Origin of the sequence: Asaia sp. VD9 (genome assembly GCF_037150015.1) — a bacterium.
Classification (GTDB): domain Bacteria; phylum Pseudomonadota; class Alphaproteobacteria; order Acetobacterales; family Acetobacteraceae; genus Asaia.
Genome location: NZ_JBBCQM010000019.1, coordinates 1 through 17,973, shown reverse-complemented (window position 1 = coordinate 17,973; position 17,973 = coordinate 1). Strand labels below are relative to the sequence as shown.

Genomic DNA, 17,973 nt, shown 5'->3' with positions numbered 1-17,973 from the left:
TACTGTTGATTTTCACTGAGAACTGAAGAGCTGACTGTCCAGTGGAGGAAACCATCATGTCCCAGTTGATCCGTATTGGCATGGATACGTCGAAAAAAGTGTTCCAGCTTCATGGCGTGGATGCCGATGAGCGCGTTGTTCTGAGCCGGAAACTGAGCCGACATCAGATGATCCGGTTTTTCACGAACCTTGCGCCCACAGTAATTGGCATTGAAGCCTGTGGAGCCTCCCATCACTGGGCCAGAACCCTTGGTGCACTCGGCCACGAAGTGCGGCTGATGGCGCCACAGCTTGTCAAACCTTACGTCAGACGCAGCAAGAATGATGCGGCAGATGCCGAGGCCCTCTGTGAGGCGATGAGCCGGCCGACCATGCGTTTTGTACCTGTCAAAACCGTTGAGCAGCAGGCAGCCCTCATGCTTGTCGGCATGCGGGAGCGGCTCATTGGCAGGCGGACTCAGCTGGCCAATTCCATTCGGGGCTATGCCGCAGAATTCGGAGTGACCGCCCCTGCGGGTCTCTCCCGTGTGGCCCCATTCCTTCAGAAGATTGCGTCTGAAGAAACGCTGCCACCTCTCGCACGTGATCTGTTTGCGCAGATGGCAGAAGAGTATGAAGTTCTGATGGAACAGATCAGGGAGCTCGATAAAAAACTGGCCACATGGCATCGAAGTCAGGAGGTGAGCCGCAGGCTGTCCGGAATTCCGGGCATCGGCCCTCTGGCTGCTGCTCTTCTGCTCATGAAGGCGCCGGATCCGCATCTGTTCCGCTCAGGGCGGGATTTCGCGGCGTGGATAGGCCTCACTCCTCGTGATCATTCCTCAGGCGGCAAGGTCAGGCATGGCGGGATCACCAGAGCTGGAGACAGCCGCCTGAGAAGCACGCTGGTGGTTGGCGCGACCACCGTGCTCCGGCATGTCAGGCAGAACGGACAGAGCCGTCTCGCCACGCCGTGGCTTCTCAGTCTTCTGAGCAGAAAGAAGCCGAAACTCGCTGCTGTGGCTCTGGCCAACAGGATGGCACGCATTGCATGGAAGCTGATGACCAGCGGCGAAACATATCGCAAACCGGTGGATGCTGTTGCGCTGGCAGCGGCAGCCGCCTGCTGACGAGATTGGCCAACACGATGCACGGAAAAAGAACGTGATCGTGTGAGCCGATACCGCAGTCCTGCAAAGAGGAGATGGGGAGATCGTTCGATCTGAATGGAAGACACTCCGCAAGAACCCGTGGTTTTCAAAAACCGCAGAACTGAATGGAACTTCCATCGCAGAAACCATCTTGGCCAGCAGTCCGAACACTGCAAAAACAGGCCGGACATATGGGTGCAAACGACACGGTCACACCGCTATTTTCCCCCTTGCAAGACAGAGCCGTCCACATATGGGTTCTTCCGCACTTTTCGTGATGGGTATCTTGTACTGAGGTTCCGGAACTGGGAAATCCAGAAAGTCGTTCACTTTCATGGATATTCCCCAGTGTCACGCCTTCGGTCTCTTGATCTTCCCCGTTCCCTCGTCGTTCGTCGTGTTGTTGCACTGGATAACAGAGTGGAGATCGAAGTCGGTCTGCGAAAGCGGAGTGCAGTGTGTCCGGACTGTCAGTGCCCGACACGACGCATTCACAGTTTCTATCAGAGAAAACTCGCGGATCTTCCATGGCAGGGCCGTCCAGCCACGCTGATCGTTTCTGTGCCGCGCTTTTTCTGCCAGACGATGCTTTGTCCACGTCGGACGTTTGTCATGCCCCTTGAGGGGATAACCGTGCGTCATGGCAGACAGACCACACGTCTTGCCGATCTTCATTATTATATCGCCCATACCCTGGGCGGTTCCGCTGGAGCACGAATGACCGTGCGCCTGTGTTGCCCCATCAGCGCCGATACTCTTGTCCGCCGTCTTCTCTCACGTGCGCAGAACACCACAAAAGGCATGGCCCGTACACGTGTGGTGGGGGTGGATGACTGGGCATGGCGGCGGGGACATCACTATGGAACGATTGTGGTTGATCTTGAGAAAAATGATGTCATTGACCTCCTGCCAGATCGGGACGCTGATACCCTTGCCCGATGGCTGCAGGTCCATCCCGGTATTGAAATCATTGCCAGAGACGATGCCGCAGAGGCGCACCATCCGCTCTTCAGGTGACAGACCGCTGGCATCTGCTGAAGAACCTGTCAGACGCTTTTGTCAGCATTCTGGACCGTTTTACGACAACAGTGAGGACCCTGACACGACAGCTGAACGTATCAACGGCAGTAAGCAAAATATCTGAAACAATCAGAGCGCATCCAGAAGAGGCGCAGGCGGTCGTCAGGTCAGCCTCTGGGGAACGACGTGATATTCTTTTCAAGGAAGCTCTTGCCCTGAAAGCAGCGGGACACAGCATTCAGGCTATCGCCACAACGATCGGGGTAGAGAGAAAAACCGTGCGGCGCTGGTTTCAGCGGGGCCATGCACCACCATGGAAAAGGACGGTTCCGCCACGCAGCATACTCGTGCCTTACGCAGCCCACCTGGAAAAGAGATGGTCCGAAGGATGTCGCAATAGTCGTCAGCTATGGCGGGAACTCCTGGAGCAGGGCTTTGCAGGACAATATGGCACCGTCTGGAAATGGGTGGTAACGCGACAGGGATGTTCCGCGAAACCCGTTTCTTCCGCGCATGTCGCTCCACCTCGGGGACGCAGACTTGCGCGGCTTCTCCTCGCAGAGGATCCGTTATCTGCCGGACAGGAGGGACTGCTGGTTCCTGCCCTTCTGGAAGCTGAACCGCACCTTGCCGTCACACTCTGCTGGCTCAGGAAAATGCAGACCCTCCTCTGTAAAAGGGGTGACACCTGCACGGGAGGCGATCTGAAGGCTCTGCTGGAAGAAGGAAAGACGACGCTGCTGTCACGTCTGATTCCCGCGCTTGAACGGGATGCGGCTGCCATTGAAGCGTCTCTTGTCACACCTTGGACAACCAGCCCGGTTGAAGGACAGATCAGCCGACTGAAAATGATCAAGCGAACCATGTTCGGAAGAGCAGGCTTCGAACTCCTCAGGGCGCGTGTCCTTCAGCCCGCATAATCAAAAAACATCATCACGAAAAGTGCGGAAGAACCCAGATTTGACCCAGCCAGATGCTATTTCAGGCATAGTCGGGCGGGCGGTCAAGAAGAGGATTTATCCTTCCTGTTTTTTGACGCGGCGGTGCTGGCGCGGAACCTGTAGCTGTCATTTCCTGTCTCGAGGATATGACAGTGATGGGTCAGCCGATCGAGGAGCGCCGTCGTCATCTTCGGGTCACCAAAGACGTCTCCCCATTCACTGAAGCTCAGATTGGTTGTGATGATGACACTGGTGCGCTCATAGAGGCGGCTGAGCAGATGGAACAGCAGGGCGCCCCCAGACGCGCTGAAGGGGAGATAACCGAGTTCATCAAGGATCACGAGATCCAGGCGGAGCAGCCTGTCGGCAATCTGCCCGGCCCGATTGGCAGTCTTCTCCTGTTCAAGAGCATTGACCAGGTCGACCGTTGACCAGAAGCGCGCCTTCTTGCGGTGATGGGTAATCGCCTGGATGGCCCGGGCGGTCGCCAGGTGGGTTTTCCCGGTTCCCGGGACACCTCCAGTTACCCCGGGTCGATGCTCTACACCTCAGGGAAAACCAGTACGTAGCTCGTGCTTCTGCCTCCTGCTGCCTCCCTGGCCAGAATATCGCGCGATACGAGATCATTGATATCACGCAGGGCTGTATCCGGTGACGTCTTTGCAAGCTTCGCCCATTTGGAAGAGGTCAGCTTGCCCTCGAACCCGTCCAGCAGACGGTTCAGCATGAGGCGTTGCCGGTCATTGATCGATTGCCCGGCCAGATTGTCCCAGAAACGGGCTTTCTGGATGACTTTTCCCAAGACCAGATCAGCACGATCAAAGGCCCGATCCAGAGCCCCCAGAAACCAGAGCAGCCAGGCCGTGATGTCCATATCCCCTTTTTGAGTGGCCTCAAGGATCCCATAGTAATCCTTCCGCTCCTGACGGATCTGGGCTGACAGGCTGTAGAAACGCTGGTCCGTCTGCTCCGAGCGCGCCAGCATGAGGTCGCCGATAGCCCGCGCCATGCGCCCGTTTCCGTCTTCAAACGGGTGAATGGTAACAAACCACAGATGTGCGATGGCTGCCTTCAGCACAGGATCCAGCGCTTGTCCGGCATTGCACCAGTTGAGGAAGACCTGCATCTCCGCGGGCACCCTGCTGGCTGCTGGCGCCTCATAATGAACCTTCTCTCGTCCGACAGGGCCTGACACGACCTGCATCGGGCCGGTTCTGTCATCACGCCATCCTCCGACCAGAATACGTGACATGCCGTTTCGGCCGGTTGGAAACAAAGCCGCATGCCAGGCGAACAGTCTTTCTTCGGTCAGCGGATCGGCATAATGTCGGGTCGCATCCAGCATCATCTCCACGACGCCTTCGACATCCCGATCCACCGGTGCCAGTGCGCCAATATCCATGCCCAGTCGCTGGGCGATGGAAGAGCGCACCTGCTCACGATCGAGGTTTTCGCCCTCAATCTCGCTCGACTTGATGACATCTTCCGTCAGGGTCTGGAGCACGGCTTCCGACCTGAAATCGAAGCCGAGACTTTCCATACGGCCTAGGAGGCGTCCCTGCCGATGACGCACCGCGGCTAGTTCATGGGCAATGGTATCCTTGTCCCACTGAAAGCCGGGCCAGTCTTCATGCTGATGAATGTATCGCGCCATATTCCCTGCACTCCTTGCGGAGAATATGGCGCTTAATCACCGCAAACCGCAAGGCTATATCCGCATGATATGCGGAAAATAAGTGAGTTCTTCCACCCATCTGTTCGAAACTCGGAAGAGAAGTCATCAATGAGTCAAGCCCCCATGTCACTACAACTGGTCTTCCGTGAATCACCGATCGCATCCGTTGGGAATCCATATTCCGAATTTTCTGCCAAAGTAGTGCTAAACACGTAGGGTAAGTTTTCGTGACTCAGTCAAGATTAATGGTGCTTATACCACCCGTATCCTCGAATATTGTTCCACGCATCGGTGGTATGACACGCATAGCAATGCTCCACTGGCGCATCCTGATGTGCCACGTGCTGCGAAATCATTTTAAAATGCATCATGTAATGGCTGGGCGGCGCCTTGTGACATTCGTTGCAATCCGTCGATGTCTGATCGGCGGGATGCTCAAATGATGAGATCAACCACGTATTTGTAGCGTGGCAGGTCGCGCAGTCAGGGCCAAAGCGTGCGCGATGAGGATCGACGTTGGAGTGACAGCTTGCGCAATTCAGACGCTGGGCGGAGTTACCAACCGGAAGATGCCCGACCGGCATAGATGATGCCCCGACGATCCCCACTGCCTGCAGTTTTGCGACAGTGTCTGACCAAAACTCCGTCCTTGTCAGCGCCCCGTGATCCATCATGGTCATGTGTGGCCTTTCGCCGTGCTCCACATGACAGGAGGTGCATTGCGTCGCCGCAACATGAAACCGGGTAGATTGCTTATCGGCGAACGACGCCAGAGAATGACATGTCACGCAGTTATTACTCACAACACCTGAAAAGGGCTTGTGACAGGTCTCGCACTGGCTCGCTATAAACTGATGCGCCTTCGAGACCGGTCCCGGACTCACCAGTCCTTCCCAGCCTGGAATGGCGTTACTGCCGGAATGATGCATGGTAAGCGGCACCGCCACACCAACGATTAAGGCCGCGGCCGCAAAAATCGTATAGAGCAGGACGACGGGCTTCATATCCACCTCAACCCGTAATACACGCCCGACCAGATATGAAGAACCAGCAGAAAATAGAGGATCGTCGCAAGAACAATGTGGACCTTACGCCATCGCCCGAACAATGAATTCACGACGTTCTCCGATCTGACAGCGTACTCGACATCTGCCAGCGCGGAGGCGATGGTGGCTTCGCTATCCAATGCACCCCGCGTACCCGGATAGGCCGATGTCAAAAGAAGACGCTGAACGATGTTGCGGGGCGCATCCGACGTCTCGGACATCAGATGCGCCATCCCGGCACCGGCAAGTGCGGCGCGAAGTTGTGCCAACTCCTGGGCGCGGCCACGCAGTCCACGGCCGATCTGAATCAACATGTAACGTCCGACATAGCCGCTGATGACGAGGACGAGCATGATGCCGGTGAGGGAAATCCCCATCGGGCTGTCGAATTTGTGGGCCGCGTGGATCAGGCCGAGAATAGGAGCCAGAACGCCGGCATAGATATGCACCGACAGCAGAGTGCGGCTCTCAATCCGAGGTGCAAAATAACGATGCACGACAGGAATCCGCTTTCCCGCCACATAGATCAGCGGCACCAGCATCAGGATGGCGGCGGAAATGCCAATCAGACTGCCGGCCAAGCTTCCGGGAAAGCGCGGTGCGACATGCACCAGAAATCCCAGCGGAAACAAGACCAGCAGGACAACCAGAGCACCAACGACAATTGCGCTGCGTTCCTGCATTTATGCCTCCACCACAAGCGGGCCACCGGTCGTCTTCGCCTGGCAGGCCAGGATGAAGCCCTTGGCCTTGTCGGCCGGATCGAGCCCATCCTCAACCGCCATTGTCACCTGGCCTTGCAGCAGGTGTGTCATGCACATGCCGCAGATCCCGGACCGACAGGAGGATGGAATAGTGACGCCGGCCGCGTCCGCCGCGTCGAGAACCGATTCATCCAGTTGCAACGGGGCCGATTTCCCCGATGTGGAGAAAGTAATGGTCGTCGCCGCAGGGGTGGTTGCTGGCGACGAGGATCCGCGTGTCGGCGTTGCAGCAACGGCCGCTGGTGCCGGCTTCATCGCAGCCGGTCCGAATGCCTCGCTATGAACATTGGCTTCCGGCACACCGAGATCCGTCAATAACGCTCTCATGCTTGCCATCATCCCGGGTGGGCCGCAGACATGGATACGTCGGTTTGTGAGATCTGGCACCGATTGCTGAAGCAGTTCCTTCGTGATGCGCCCTTCCGGCCCCGACCACTCTGTCCCCGGCGACCGCCGCATGGTGGCAATAACGTGCAGTTTGTCATTGCGACGTTCCAGCCACTCGATTTCCTGGCGAAACACATAGTCGATGCTGGCATGAGCGGAATAGACGAAGTAGATCTCGCCCGGCCAGACGATATCGGTCAGGTATCTCAGGACCGCCATCATCGGTGTGATGCCTACGCCGCCGGACAGCAGGACGATCGAGTCTGCCTCTTCACCCGTAAAGGTAAACATACCCGATGGACCCGCGATCTTTAAAAGATCACCCTCCTTGACCGTGTCATGCAGGTAGCGCGAGACCAGCCCGTGTTCCTCGCGTTTGATCGTTAGTTCGAGATGTTCGACCTGCCCCGGCGACGATGCGATCGTATAGGACCGGCTCGCGGGCTTGCCAGACGTCGGCTCGATGGTGAGTTGCACGAACTGGCCGGGTTTGAAGTCAAAGGGAATCCGCCCCCCATCGGCCGGAACCAGATAGAACGTCACGATCGCCGGCGTCTCCCGAATGATCCGGGCCACTTTCAGGCTGCCACGCCAGAGGCCGTGTCGCGGTACGTCGACGATCGGAGTGGCCGTTCCACCGCCTGGTCCCGGTACAGGGGGAGGCGGGGGAACAGGAGGTGTTGGACCGCCGCCGGTCGACGATGGTGGCGTGGGCGGAACCGTTGGTTTCGGTGCGAATGCCGTGGTGGTCGTGAGAATCTCCTGCACACGATGCAACCGCAGGACCTGCAAGATCAGCAGAGCGATCGATACCAGGATCAGGATCGTCATGAACACCAGGTGAGCCGGCGTCAGTCCGAAAAATAGGCCGTTTTGCTGGCTCGCCGCGATTGTCGGCAGACCCATCTGTGCCGTGAACCAGTTGAAAGCCACCATTTGAGGATTAACGAGGCCGGTCGCGGCCGCGCGCGCGGCCATTCCGCTATCGAGCAACGCAACACCGTCATGGAGATGTTGGCTGGACCGACGCATCGTCTCCCACGACAGGGACTGAGTGGCATCGACCGATGCGGTGCCGACTTCGCGAAGACCGTCTTGAAGCCTCTGTGCCGCAATATCGGCCAGCATCTGACGTTCGGCGTCGGTCAGCTTCGGATGCGTCATCATGAAAGTATAAAGCGGCGTGCGACCGCGCGCTCCGCAACAACCCGCGTCGGCCTTGTCTGCTCCGGGAACCGCACTCAATGCCTGCCCAGCCTGAGGCAGCATGCGGCTCATCATATCGCCCTGCACCGCCGGCCCGGATGGTGGCGCACCGGGGTTCCCCGCCGCGCCCATGCCAGGGTGATGGCTTGCATGCTCGTCACCACCCATCGACATCATGCCGTCCATGTCGGACATACTTGAGTCGGGTCGAGCGGTGGTCGTCTCCATTCCGCCGGACGACTCGGCGCCATGACCGGCATCCCGGGGCGCTGCCATCGGCCCATCGTCTTCCGGCTGATCCCGCCGCAGCGCCAGCGAAGGTGGCGGGCTGCCTGTCGTAGGCCCCGTCATAGTGCCGCTGGACATGGCCGGAACGGCGGGAGACTCACCCGGTGCCTGAGCGAATCCCTCGGACATGCTGACGAGCAGCGTCATGATCACGACACTCACGCTCAAAAAGACACGCCTCATGGTTTCTCCAACACGCCATCATCCTCGGCAAAGCCCATACCGGCCCGCTTTCCGGATGTCGTCAGGGCACGGGTTATTACCCTACAGGGGTATGGCATATTTTCCTTGATCTCGATCAATTATCCCAGCGGCATCTATTGTCGGGGCATCGGCATATCCATGTCGTGATGCATATGATGTCCGCCAGCTGCTCCTGCCTGGGCGACCAGCGCCTGGTAGTCGGAACTGTTCATTCCCGGAAGCTTTTTGAGAAACGCGACAATGTTCCAGAGATCATCATCACCATGATCCGCCCAGGACGGCATGCCCGACATCTTGATGCCATGCTTGAGGATCCAGAACAGTTCGCCTTGCGTATAGCGTTGCGCCACATCATTCAAAACCGGCGGCTTCGGATACATCCCCTCCGCCATATCCTCGGCCTCGACGCCCGGCGCGGAATGACAGGAGGCGCAATGCGTCGAAAAATGCGATGCACCGCCGACGAGCCGTGCCTGCGTCTCAAGATCGACAGGTGTGGTAATGCCCTCGGCGTGATGCCGGATTGAATGGAAGCGTGCCGTTTCCAGAACACGATAGGTCAGCCGCCAATGCGGCGAGGTGGCGCCTACATCATACAGACCACCGAAAACGACGGCCGTTCCCGCGCCGATCCCGACCAGCAGAATGCCGGCGAGACTCCAGGCTAATCTTTTCATGCGTGCCTCCCTGGGCATGTCCAGGGGCGACGCTTATGACGCCGCCCCGCTCCATCAGGAACCGATCAGCGCTGATGAACCGCGTCGGGCATGCTCTGCGGCCCCATCGGCATCTTCATGCCGCTTTCCTTGTCACCGCAGCCCATCTTCATCTTGTGATCTGACGGCGCCATGGCGTGGCCGTTCGACATATCCATGCCCTTCATCTTCATACAGCCTCCCATCTTTCCTTTCATTTTCATGCCCTTCTCCATGCCCTCCATGCCGGAACCGGACATGCCGTCCATTTTCATCTTGTCGTGGTCCATTCCTGACATGCCTGACATACCCTGCATTCCGGACATATCCTGGCCCTGCGGCTGGGCTGGTGCCGGAACCGGTGTCTGGGCATGCGCAACTGAGACCGTGGCCAGGAGTGCTACCAGAAGGGCCGATGATCTGAAATTAATGGTCAGCATTGGTCTTTTCCTCATCATTGGTTATCGGATGCGAAGGCGCACAATGCGCCCCGCGACGATTTCACATCGGGCAGGAATAGTCAGAACCACGTCCTGATCCCGAAGGTGAAATTCAGGTCATGGACACGCTCATTCCTTGAACGCGCCATGTCGGCGGCCTGACCGAACGTGCCGGAGTAACTCACGCCGATATAAGGCGCGAATTTCCGATGCCATTCGTAGCGAAGCCGCAATCCCGTATCGATATCGGACAGCCCGGTTCCGACCCCGCGCGCACGATCGGACGCGGAATAGAAGTTCATCTCTACCTGGGGTTGGAGGATCAGGCGATTGGTCAGCAGAATGTCGTAGGAACCTTGCAGACGCCCCGCAGCGCCTCGGTCACTGAAATAGGCCGTGGCCTCCACATTGAAGAAATATAGCGCCAGTCCCTCGACCCCGATCGCGCCCCAGGCCCGTGTGGGGCCGTTGTCAATATCGAGACGCACGCCAGTCTGGACATCGAAATACCGGGAGATGGCACGATCATAGAGGGCCTCATGATCTCCATCACCGAACTTGCCGTTTGTGCCGACCGTGCCTTCGGATTTCAGCCAGAGCTTGTCGTAGTCGGTGCCGAACCAAGCCTGCCCATCGTAACGGAACTGCCCGCCATCGGCACCAAAGCGCGCCTCGAACTGGTCGAGCAGCGCATGCACATAGATGTTATGGTCCATGACCGGCTGGATGCCGTTGACATAGACCACGGGCGCGGGAGCCGAGGCGGTCTGCGCTTCCTGGGTTCCTTCGCTCTGGCGTGCCGGGACTGACTGGGCGCGTCCCGTGCCAGGTACCGCGGTAGCCAGTCCAGCGGCAAGGACCGTGCCACCTATCAGACCCCGGATCACGACACCACCACCGTGCGGAACATGCCCACCTCCATGTGGTAGAGCAGGTGGCAGTGATACGCCCACAGCCCGGGTTCGTCCGCCGTGACCAGGTAACTCAGCCGCTCACCCGGCTTGACGGTAATCGTGTGCTTGTAGGGTCGGCAGTCACCCTGCCCATTTTCCAGTTCGCTCCACAATCCATGCAGATGGATTGGGTGCTCCATCATCGTGTCGTTGATCAGGACGAAGCGCACCCGCTCGCCCAAAGTCAGACGAATCGGTTCCGCTTCCGAGAACTTCTTGCCGTCAAATCCCCAGATGAAGCGTTCCATGCTGCCGGTCAGGTGCAGGGTGATCTCGCGCGACGGCGGGCGTGGGTCCGCGCCCGGGATCGTGGCCCGCAGATCGGCATAGGTCAGAACGCGGCGACCATTATTCTCCAGCCCGTCGCCCGGCTCCGCCAGCCGGTTGATCGGCATCATGGCGACACTCTGCACCGCGACGCCGGGCTTCAGCTCTGTTTTATGCCGCGGCGCAGCCGCCGTGCCTGGCATATCCATCGCGGCGGCTCCGGGCCTGTTGGCCTGCTTCATATCCATGTGATCCATGTCCATGCCGCCGCTGGCAGGGGCATCACCGGGCTTCCCCGGCGGACTCCCCATCTCCATGCCTGCCATGCCGCCCTTCATGTCCATATTCCCCATGCCCATGTCGGTCATGGTGCGCAGCGGGCGCGGGTCCATGGGGGGAACCGGCCCGGCAAGGCCCGGACGGGTGGCGAGTGTGCCGCGCGCGTATCCGGTGCGATCCTCGGCCTGCGCAAAGACCGTGTACGGTCCATCGGCGGTGGGCTCGACAATCACATCGTAGGTTTCTGCAGGTCCGATGCGGAATTCATCGACAGGGATGGGCTCCACGTCATTGCCGTCGGCCTGAACGACGGTCATCGTCAGGCCGGGAACCCGCACGTCGAACAGCGTCATCGCCGACGCATTGATGAAGCGCAGGCGTATGCGCTCGCCCGGTCGGAACAGGCCAGTCCAGTTTGCCCCGGGAGACTGGCCGTTGATCAGGTAGGTGTAGATGATGCCCGACACATCCAGAATGTCGGTCGGTGCCATGTTCATGGCACCCCATTGCAGGCGATCCCGGATCGTCGCACCCAGCCCTTGCCGATGCGCGTCACGGAAGAACGTGCCCACCGTACGCTGGCGGAAATTGTAGTAATCGCTCTGGAATTTGAGATTTGAGACGATGTCCTCGGGATCGACGTCGGTCCAGTCGGACAATACCATCACATAATCGCGGTCGAAATGCTGCGCGTAACCGTCTCTCGGGTCGATGATCAGAGCCCCATACAGGCCCGTCTGCTCCTGGAAGCCGGAATGGCTGTGATACCAGTAAGTGCCGCTCTGATGCAGCGGGAAGCGATAGGTGAACGTGTCACCCGGCGCGATCCCGCCAAAGCTCAGACCGGGCACGCCATCCATGTGGGCCGGCACCCGGAGGCCGTGCCAGTGGATCGAACTGGGCTCATCCAACCGGTTGGTGACGTTCAGTTCGACCGTGTCATCCTGACGCCAGCGCAGGATCGGCGCGGGCGTGGAGCCGTTCACACCCACCGCGTGCATGCGCGCACCGGTGATATTGATCGGTACAGAACCGATCGTAAGGTCGAAACGGGTACCAGGCAGCGGGTCGGGCCGCCCCGACGCCGGTGTATAGACCGAAGCGTAGGCGCTCGCGCTGCCCTGCGGGAGGGCCAGCGCCGCTCCCCACAGGCCCGTCCCGACGACGAAACGGCGGCGCGTGATCGCGCTCCGTCCCGCAAGGGATCGTATTGACATGAATAATAGTCCGCAAAAGAGAGAAGGCGGAGCCGGTCATAGGTCCATGACCAGCCCTGAGACTGTCAGAACAGAATCAGGCCATCTCTCTGGGCGGTGGCAGGGCCGGCGCGAACCCATGACCGACGATGCGATCCGAACGAGACAGGCCGAAAGGTGCCGTAACACCTGAGTAATCAAACGCCCTGGTCACGGAGGGCGGCATCAGCCAATTGGCGACGCAGGCACCCTGGGCGCAGCAATCGCCGCAATGATGACATGGATGATGGTCGTGGCACGGTTCATGATTGCAATGTGCGGTCGTCGCATCCGTATGGGATGGCATCTGCATCCCTGGCATGTCAACCATCGGTTGGGTAACCAAAGCAACTGTAGAAGACAACGTGGCGGCATGACCCGGCATGACGGACGCCAGCATCAGTCCCACCTGCAGAAGCAGGCAGGCCAGCAACCGTCCCAACCGTGTCGCGCCGATTTCTTGCACATCTACCCCGTCATCTTGCTGACCGTTTCGATCAGTTCCCCGATCTTTTCCTGACGTTCCACCGGATCGCCGGATTCGATCGCCTCCACGACGCAGCCCGCGATATGTTCGCGCAGAACAAGCCCCTCGAGCCGATGCAACGCCGCCTTGGCGGCCCGAAGCTGAAGCAGAACATCCACGCAATAGCGGTCTTCGTCCACCATTTTCTGGATGCCACGCACCTGACCTTCGACCCGTTTCAGGCCCTGCGAAATCTTTACCCGTGACTGCCTCATTGCACTATACCCTACAGGGGCATACCATGGAGCGCAAGCGATTATGGCATGTCTGGCGCCGCGTGGCGGCCACAAACAAGGGGACCTCATGACGAACGACAATACAGCAGCTTGCGCGTCCCATCTCCATGGAGAGGGTCCCACCCCGGCAGCGACCGGAGTTAAGACGCGCCCGGTCAAGGATCCCGTGTGTGGCATGACAGTCGACCCCGCGACGGCGACGCATCATGCCGACCATGATGGCCAGACCTGGTATTTCTGCAGCGCGCACTGTCAGACAAAGTTCGAAGCCGACCCCTGTCATTACCTGCACAAGGCGGACACGACGCCCATCAAGTCTCAGCCCAAACGGGTCGGGGTGATCTGGACCTGCCCGATGCACCCTCAGATCCGACAGGATCACCCCGGCTCCTGCCCCATCTGCGGCATGGCGCTGGAACCGGAGGAGCCATCCGACGCCGACACGCCTAACCCGGAACTCGTGGATTTCAGCAAGCGCCTGTGGGGGGCGAGCATATTGGCGGTCCCGCTCGTTATCATCGCCATGGCGGCGGATATGGGAGGGCTGGCATTTCTCGATGGCGGCCTGACGAACTGGATTCAGTTGGCGCTCACGGCGCCAATCGTGCTGTGGGCCGGCTGGCCGTTCCTCGAACGCGGCTGGATGTCGCTCCGCACCCGGCATCTGAACATGTTTACGTTGATTATGCTGGGCGTCGGCGCAGGCTTTCTCTATAGCATCGCCGCGACAGTGGCCCCTGGCCTGTTCCCTGCTGCCTTCCGCATGCATGACGGGTCGGTCCCGGTCTATTACGAAGCCGCCGGTGTTATCGTGGCCCTGGTGTTGGCCGGGCAAGTCCTGGAACTGCGCGCCCGCGCCCGTACCAGTCGCGCCATTCGCGCGCTGCTGGATCTCGCACCGAAAATCGCACACCGGGTCGGCGCGCTGGATCGGGAGGACGACGTACCGCTGGCCCAGATCGTGCCCGGCAATCGGCTCCGCATCCGGCCGGGGGAAAGCATCCCGGTGGACGGCACCGTCATGGACGGGCGCTCCAGCGTGGACGAAGCCATGCTGACAGGAGAGCCAGCACCTGTCGCCAAGGGACCGGGTGACAAGGTGACGGGTGGAACCATCAACGGCACCGGCAGCCTGCTGATGACAGCCGAGGCCGTTGGCTCGGACACGATGCTGGCCCGGATCGTCAGCATGGTGGCGGCTGCCCAGCGTACGCGCGCACCGATCCAGGCGGTGGCGGACCGGGTCTCCGGCTGGTTCGTGCCGCTGGTCGTGCTTGTGTCCCTTCTGACCTTCGTCGTCTGGCTTCTGGTCGGTCCGCAACCGCGCTTCGGACACGCACTGCTGAACGCCATTGCGGTCCTGGTGATCGCCTGCCCGTGCGCGCTGGGCCTGGCCACTCCGATGTCGATCATGGTGGGCATGGGGCGCGGGGCGCGGGCCGGCGTGCTGGTTCGCAACGCCGAAGCCCTGCAGGCGCTGGATACGGTCGATACGCTGGTGATCGACAAGACCGGCACCGTAACCGAAGGCAAGCCCCGGCTGATCGCGACCGAAACATCAGGTGCATGGGATTCCAACGTCGTCCTGCGGCTGGCGGCATCACTGGAAACACAATCTGAGCATCCGCTGGCCCAGGCACTGGTCGCCGCGATGACGGCGCAGGGCCTTCAGGCCGCGCCGGTCGGGGATTTCGCGTCTCAGACCGGCCTGGGCGTGACCGGCACCGTGGACGGGCATGCCGTCGTCGTCGGAAACCAGGCCCAGATGCGGCAGCAGGGCATCGATGCGTCGGCATTGATCCCTGTCGCGGACACCCACCGGGCGGAGGGCGCGGGCGTCATGTTCGTCGGCATCGACGGACAGGCCGCTGGGTTGCTGGTCGTGGCCGATCCGCTGAAGACCGACGCGAAGGAGACCATCGCGGCACTGCACGCAGCCGGCATGCGGATCGTGATGCTGACGGGTGACAATGCCCGGACTGCGGAAGTCGTGGCCCGGCAGGCGGGAATCGACGAGGTACATGCCGACCTCAAACCCGAGGATAAGGCCGCGATCATTCGTGACATGCAACAGAAGGGAGCCCGTGTCGCCATGGCGGGCGACGGCGTCAACGACGCGCCGGCCCTGGCCACCGCCGATATCGGAATCGCCATGGGCACAGGCACCGATGTCGCCATCGAAAGCGCCGGGATGACACTGGCACAAGGCAGCCTCGCCGGACTGGTACGCGCCCGCCGCCTGGCACAGGCGACGATGCGCAACATCCGGCAGAATCTGGCATTTTCTTTCCTGTTCAATGGGATCGGCATCCCACTTGCCGCAGGCGTACTGTATCCCGTCTTTGGCCTTACGCTGTCGCCCATGTTCGCGGGAGGCGCGATGGCCCTGTCATCCCTGGCCGTCGTGACAAACGCACTGCGGCTCAATGGCCTGAGACTTCGATAAAAGCAGATTGCCTATTTCGTTCGGAAGGCATGCCTATCCGCGACAGGAACCCACACGAAGCGATGACCCGTTCATTACAAGAGCATAGATTTTCACGCAGGGATCAGCAGATGGGATATAGCTTGAATGGGTTTCATACCCTGCCCAAAGCGCTCAATGGCCTTACGATCCTTCTCAAGCGCCCCGTAAGGCAGATACCGGACTTTCAGGTCAGCAATCCTGCTGAAAGCCGGTCGCCGCAGTTGTTCCCGCACATCGGCTTCCCGCTTATCCGGCGCAACGAGGAACAGTCCCTCCAGGGCCTGCGCCTCTGACCCGAGAGCAAGATCCAGCATCCGCACGATGCCGGAATAGATGGTCGTTGAATGCTCAACCTCGAAGGCTGCCACAATCCTGTGGCTTTCCCGACCGAGCCACAGAACATCGATCAGGCGCACGGATTCCGCTCCCTGCGTTTCCGTCGTGAACCCCGGCAACATCGACAGACAGCCATCTCCCAATTTACCGTCCTGCCATGGACGGCCACGATCATTGGCAGCAATCCAGACATCATACCCTAGGGAAAGCCCCAGATCGCGAAGCCAACCCTGAATTTCGGTATGGGTGTGATCCGTTTCCCGCTCTGCGGCGAGTATCCGGGCTTCTTTTGCGCTCTGCTCCCTCACCTGGTGAAGATCGGCTTCCCAGAGTTTTCGCGCTGTTTCATCATCATTGAGAGGCGGCGCCGTATAGCGTCCGCTTCCGACGTCAAACAGCAGTCCTCCAATGGCGCCCAGATCATTGGACAGCAGCGAACGATAAGTCGCATTCAGCTTCAGGATGCCCTGCCGCATGGCAAGATATTCCTCCCAACGCCCCAGCTTCACCTTTGATCCGGTCAGGGCATTATAGCCCTTCACGATCGCCGTATTGAAAGGCGGCATGATTGTGGGGTGCAGGAAATACAGCAGATTGGCGACGGCTGGTCCCAGTCCCTTTATCTTGCGGGCATCAATCGCATGAATGGCCGAGACCACATGCTCTTCGGTATTGCAGCACAGACAGGTATCAAGAAGCAGCCCGAATGCTTTCTGGTTGGCAGGATTTTCGTAGATATCGGGAATGCGCAGCTTCGGCTTCCACAGGAAGGCGTGATCCGCACCCTTGAAAATCTGGCGCTGCTCCGCAATCGAATGGACGACCGTTTCCAGAGAGGAACCACGATAGGCAACCCCGAATGTGCTCTCGGCTATCTCGGCAACGACCTGCTGCAGACCACGGCGGATAGACCGAAAATTCTTGATACGTTCGTCCCACAGAAACCAGCTCTGATAGGTCCCTGCCGGATCGTCCCGCCAGCGAAGGATAAGGTCTAGAATCAGGTCGGTCATCAATCCAGAAACTAAAATTACATTCGTTTCTAAGCCTGATTGTAACAGCGGCTCACGTCAATGCGGATAATCGCAAGAGGTTGCGCGGTATGATACCCCCGCTTTGAACTTATTTCCCCTAAACATCTGGAATTAAAAAATTCTCTAGAAGATGGCCTCAGTTTACGCATAGCAAAACCCCGCTGAGTCAGCGACTTAGCGGGGTTTCAGAAACTGTAAGTGGTTGCGGGGGGGCGCGTGCTCTCCGTCGGGTTCTCGAGCGCGCCATTTTGGACACGACTTATCCTGAGGGCCACGCCGTCAGGCTACCACCGCCATCTTCCAGTATATCAATGGTTTCTACAATCCACGTCGACGCCATTCATATCTGGGCGGTATCAACCCACTCGCTTTTGAAGCAAGAGTGGCATAAGCACTTCCTGACCGGCACAAAACCGTTACAAGTCCAAAGTGCCATCGCCGTCCTGATCATCGCCTGCCCCTGCGCGCTGGGGCTGGCGACGCCAATGTCGATCATGGTCGGCACCGGACGTGGCGCACGTGCCGACGTGCTGGTCCGCAATGCCGAAGCCTTGCAAGCGCTGGATGCAGTCGACACGCTGGTGATCGACAAGACCGGCACCGTCACCGAGGGCAAGCCCCGGTTGATCGCCACCGAGACAGCAGGCAAATGGGGCGCCGAGACCGTCCTGCGCCTGGCGGCGTCGCTGGAAACACGGTCCGTACATCCCCTCGCCCACGCGCTGGTCGTCGCGATGGAAGCGAAGGGCATACAGGCCGCGTCGGTCGCGGATTTCGCGTCTCAGACCGGCCTTGGCGTGACCGGCAATGTCGACGGCCATGCCGTCGTCGTCGGAAACCAGGC

General features: G+C 59.6%; 14 protein-coding genes and 4 pseudogenes. 7 read left to right on the top strand and 11 right to left on the bottom strand.

What is annotated here, in order from left to right; translation table 11 throughout:
* Positions 1-56: 56 nt before the first annotated feature.
* The 4 genes and pseudogenes from WFJ47_RS15590 to WFJ47_RS15575 all read left to right on the top strand — a co-directional run bounded on the left by WFJ47_RS15590 (position 57) and on the right by WFJ47_RS15575 (position 3,070).
* Positions 57-1,109 carry an IS110 family transposase gene (locus WFJ47_RS15590; RefSeq protein WP_102848393.1) on the top strand — a complete coding sequence of 351 codons (1,053 nt, stop codon included), beginning with the start codon at positions 57-59 and terminating at the stop codon, positions 1,107-1,109.
* A 96-nt stretch (positions 1,110-1,205) separates the two neighbouring features.
* A pseudogene (locus WFJ47_RS15585) lies at positions 1,206-1,655 on the top strand (hypothetical protein); the annotation flags it as partial.
* An 87-nt stretch (positions 1,656-1,742) separates the two neighbouring features.
* Complete coding sequence (locus tag WFJ47_RS15580; protein WP_336764242.1) at positions 1,743-2,147, top strand: transposase; 405 nt, start codon at positions 1,743-1,745, stop codon at positions 2,145-2,147.
* Positions 2,144-3,070: a helix-turn-helix domain-containing protein gene (locus WFJ47_RS15575; protein WP_336764221.1), complete on the top strand. Its 927-nt coding sequence runs from the start codon at positions 2,144-2,146 to the stop codon at positions 3,068-3,070. The genes WFJ47_RS15580 and WFJ47_RS15575 overlap by 4 nt, the downstream gene beginning before the upstream one ends.
* An 83-nt stretch (positions 3,071-3,153) precedes the next feature.
* Here WFJ47_RS15575 and WFJ47_RS15570 read toward each other — a convergent pair.
* The 10 genes and pseudogenes from WFJ47_RS15570 to WFJ47_RS15525 all read right to left on the bottom strand — a co-directional run.
* Positions 3,154-3,609: pseudogene (locus WFJ47_RS15570) on the bottom strand (ATP-binding protein); the annotation flags it as partial.
* Between the two features lie 23 nt (positions 3,610-3,632).
* Positions 3,633-4,745: a Fic family protein gene (locus WFJ47_RS15565; RefSeq protein ID WP_007284539.1), complete on the bottom strand. Its 1,113-nt coding sequence runs from the start codon at positions 4,743-4,745 to the stop codon at positions 3,633-3,635.
* Between the two features lie 263 nt (positions 4,746-5,008).
* Positions 5,009-5,770: a hypothetical protein gene (locus WFJ47_RS15560; protein WP_007284538.1), complete on the bottom strand. Its 762-nt coding sequence runs from the start codon at positions 5,768-5,770 to the stop codon at positions 5,009-5,011.
* Complete coding sequence (locus tag WFJ47_RS15555) at positions 5,767-6,495, bottom strand: hypothetical protein (protein WP_007284537.1); 729 nt, start codon at positions 6,493-6,495, stop codon at positions 5,767-5,769. The genes WFJ47_RS15560 and WFJ47_RS15555 overlap by 4 nt, the downstream gene beginning before the upstream one ends.
* Complete coding sequence (locus WFJ47_RS15550; RefSeq protein WP_336764214.1) at positions 6,496-8,640, bottom strand: 2Fe-2S iron-sulfur cluster-binding protein; 2,145 nt, start codon at positions 8,638-8,640, stop codon at positions 6,496-6,498.
* A 134-nt stretch (positions 8,641-8,774) separates the two neighbouring features.
* The gene (locus WFJ47_RS15545; protein ID WP_023979779.1) at positions 8,775-9,338 is read right to left on the bottom strand and encodes a cytochrome c; all 564 of its coding nucleotides are present in this window, start codon (positions 9,336-9,338) and stop codon (positions 8,775-8,777) included.
* A gap of 65 nt (positions 9,339-9,403) precedes the next feature.
* Positions 9,404-9,796 carry a hypothetical protein gene (locus WFJ47_RS15540; protein WP_336764212.1) on the bottom strand — a complete coding sequence of 131 codons (393 nt, stop codon included), beginning with the start codon at positions 9,794-9,796 and terminating at the stop codon, positions 9,404-9,406.
* Positions 9,797-9,876: 80 nt separating this feature from the next.
* Positions 9,877-10,683 (bottom strand): copper resistance protein B, encoded by an 807-nt coding sequence (locus tag WFJ47_RS15535; protein WP_023979778.1) that lies wholly within the window; start codon positions 10,681-10,683, stop codon positions 9,877-9,879.
* Positions 10,680-12,512 carry a copper resistance system multicopper oxidase gene (locus WFJ47_RS15530; RefSeq protein WP_042056440.1) on the bottom strand — a complete coding sequence of 611 codons (1,833 nt, stop codon included), beginning with the start codon at positions 12,510-12,512 and terminating at the stop codon, positions 10,680-10,682. The genes WFJ47_RS15535 and WFJ47_RS15530 overlap by 4 nt, the downstream gene beginning before the upstream one ends.
* Positions 12,513-12,998: 486 nt before the next feature.
* Positions 12,999-13,271 (bottom strand): metal-sensitive transcriptional regulator, encoded by a 273-nt coding sequence (locus tag WFJ47_RS15525; protein WP_007284529.1) that lies wholly within the window; start codon positions 13,269-13,271, stop codon positions 12,999-13,001.
* Between the two features lie 196 nt (positions 13,272-13,467).
* Here WFJ47_RS15525 and WFJ47_RS15520 point away from each other — a divergent pair, with 196 nt between their 5' ends.
* Positions 13,468-15,738 (top strand): heavy metal translocating P-type ATPase, encoded by a 2,271-nt coding sequence (locus tag WFJ47_RS15520; RefSeq protein ID WP_408868671.1) that lies wholly within the window; start codon positions 13,468-13,470, stop codon positions 15,736-15,738.
* A 92-nt stretch (positions 15,739-15,830) separates the two neighbouring features.
* On the opposite strand, the gene WFJ47_RS15515 is transcribed toward WFJ47_RS15520, so the two are convergent.
* The gene (locus tag WFJ47_RS15515) at positions 15,831-17,108 is read right to left on the bottom strand and encodes a hypothetical protein (RefSeq protein WP_061491049.1); all 1,278 of its coding nucleotides are present in this window, start codon (positions 17,106-17,108) and stop codon (positions 15,831-15,833) included.
* Between the two features lie 295 nt (positions 17,109-17,403).
* Between WFJ47_RS15515 and WFJ47_RS15510 the strand changes: the two are divergent.
* A pseudogene (locus WFJ47_RS15510) lies at positions 17,404-17,520 on the top strand (IS3 family transposase); the annotation flags it as partial.
* A gap of 37 nt (positions 17,521-17,557) precedes the next feature.
* Positions 17,558-17,973: pseudogene (locus WFJ47_RS15505) on the top strand (haloacid dehalogenase); the annotation flags it as partial.

What these genes read in the sequence shown, in the direction of transcription:
- WFJ47_RS15530 (WP_042056440.1), bottom strand. Translation starts at nt 12,512, where the DNA reads ATGTCAATACGATCCCTTGCGGGACGGAGCGCGATCACGCGCCGCCGT.
- WFJ47_RS15580 (WP_336764242.1), top strand. Translation starts at nt 1,743, where the DNA reads ATGCCCCTTGAGGGGATAACCGTGCGTCATGGCAGACAGACCACACGT.
- WFJ47_RS15550 (WP_336764214.1), bottom strand. Translation starts at nt 8,640, where the DNA reads ATGAGGCGTGTCTTTTTGAGCGTGAGTGTCGTGATCATGACGCTGCTC.
- WFJ47_RS15515 (WP_061491049.1), bottom strand. Translation starts at nt 17,108, where the DNA reads ATGACCGACCTGATTCTAGACCTTATCCTTCGCTGGCGGGACGATCCG.
- WFJ47_RS15525 (WP_007284529.1), bottom strand. Translation starts at nt 13,271, where the DNA reads ATGAGGCAGTCACGGGTAAAGATTTCGCAGGGCCTGAAACGGGTCGAA.
- WFJ47_RS15565 (WP_007284539.1), bottom strand. Translation starts at nt 4,745, where the DNA reads ATGGCGCGATACATTCATCAGCATGAAGACTGGCCCGGCTTTCAGTGG.
- WFJ47_RS15590 (WP_102848393.1), top strand. Translation starts at nt 57, where the DNA reads ATGTCCCAGTTGATCCGTATTGGCATGGATACGTCGAAAAAAGTGTTC.
- WFJ47_RS15545 (WP_023979779.1), bottom strand. Translation starts at nt 9,338, where the DNA reads ATGAAAAGATTAGCCTGGAGTCTCGCCGGCATTCTGCTGGTCGGGATC.
- WFJ47_RS15555 (WP_007284537.1), bottom strand. Translation starts at nt 6,495, where the DNA reads ATGCAGGAACGCAGCGCAATTGTCGTTGGTGCTCTGGTTGTCCTGCTG.
- WFJ47_RS15540 (WP_336764212.1), bottom strand. Translation starts at nt 9,796, where the DNA reads ATGCTGACCATTAATTTCAGATCATCGGCCCTTCTGGTAGCACTCCTG.
- WFJ47_RS15520 (WP_408868671.1), top strand. Translation starts at nt 13,468, where the DNA reads ATGACAGTCGACCCCGCGACGGCGACGCATCATGCCGACCATGATGGC.
- WFJ47_RS15560 (WP_007284538.1), bottom strand. Translation starts at nt 5,770, where the DNA reads ATGAAGCCCGTCGTCCTGCTCTATACGATTTTTGCGGCCGCGGCCTTA.